Here is a 1,342-nt window from a genome sequence, read left to right on the forward strand (position 1 = left end):
GCTTGCAACTGAACTGTGCGATAGTTCCGTTGATTGTCACTCGCCCCATGATTGGGACAATTCCATTTCTCTCCTTGCTTCCATTTACATAGAAGACTGTCTTGAAAGTGCATCTCATAATTCTTACTTTTTTGTTCGGTGCAAAATTAAACTATGAGAGTTGCATGGCAAAACCAAAACTTACGCAGAATGGAGAAATATGAACCGCCACCGTTAAAAATGCTTATTAGGGCGTTTCTGCGAGGTAATGATTTGAAAGCGTTTCTATTTCTCCAATCTGCGTTTTTCGCTTTTCCTCGTCTATGCCACTTAAAGCCAACGACTGCCACAACCACTTGAAACTCAAAATAAAAGCATCATTCTGCTATTTCTTGCTTTTTTAGGCGTTATTTTCTGAAAAAAAAGGTGGCGCATTCCCCTGTCAATGTGTCTACTTCCTATGTTTTAGGTGTCTACTTCCTACGAAGTAGACACCCATTTTAACGATTTATTCCCTTTTATTATGCGTTTTTCTGATATTTATTGAAAAATGGTTAATCCTGTTTTTTATCATCTGGTGCTGCATTTGCAACTTGTTCTTCTCGCCATTCGGTAGGCGTACAACCTTCCTTTGACTTGAATATCCGGTACAGATAGGTACGGGCAGAGAAGCCACACTCGGCAGAAATAATGTCATTACTATAGTCTGGAAATTCCAACATCATCTTCTTTGCCGCATTGAAACGTATATCACCAAGCCATATTCTGAATGTAGTTTTCAGATACTGGTCGAAGAATACAGATAACTCATCCTTGGAGATACAAAGTGTGCGAGAGAGGGTAAGCATATTCACAGTACTGTCCTTATATCCTAAATTCGCACACCATGCATTAAGACTTTTCTGGATGAAATCTCTGCGCTCATCGGAAAGTGGTTGTAAAGATTCTGTTCTGCTATCAGCAGAGGTCTGCTGTTTAGCAGAAAGTGCCCCCCCCCATACCTATATTTTGTTCCCACCAAGGCATCGTTTTCCACTTCTTTATCCAAGAGTTCTTCGGTAGGGATATAACTGCTGCCGAGAGCAATAAATGTAAGATTGAAGAACAGCAAGGCAAGCAATACGGCTGGACCTACTATATATAATAAGGTGGTAGAACAGATGGCAACTGGCATAGCAAGAACTGCAAGCCATAGAATGATTACACTGGCTCGGGAATATCTCACGTAAGGCAACAAATCCGTTGCCGCCATTGTCTCCAACATATTTTTACGCCTAATCATCTCCTGAATAATCATGTATATGCAATCACTGCTGTCCCGTTTAGAAATCATCGGGCCTGAAAAGGCTAGGATATAGCCAAT

The 1,342-nt window shown here is 40.8% G+C and carries 1 protein-coding gene and 2 pseudogenes; all 3 read right to left on the reverse strand.

The features are described 5' to 3' along the window. A pseudogene (locus tag F7D73_RS08430) lies at positions 1-121 on the reverse strand (site-specific integrase); the annotation flags it as partial. A 412-nt stretch (positions 122-533) separates the two neighbouring features. Next, positions 534-827, reverse strand: a complete 294-nt coding sequence (locus F7D73_RS08435; protein WP_228117679.1) for a helix-turn-helix domain-containing protein — start codon at positions 825-827, stop codon at positions 534-536. 23 nt (positions 828-850) lie between these two features. Continuing rightward, a pseudogene (locus tag F7D73_RS08440) lies at positions 851-1,342 on the reverse strand (hypothetical protein); the annotation flags it as partial.

The organism is Segatella copri, assembly GCF_009494395.1.
GTDB lineage: Bacteria > Bacteroidota > Bacteroidia > Bacteroidales > Bacteroidaceae > Prevotella.

What these genes read in the sequence shown, in the direction of transcription:
- F7D73_RS08435 (WP_228117679.1), bottom strand. Translation starts at nt 827, where the DNA reads ATGCTTACCCTCTCTCGCACACTTTGTATCTCCAAGGATGAGTTATCT.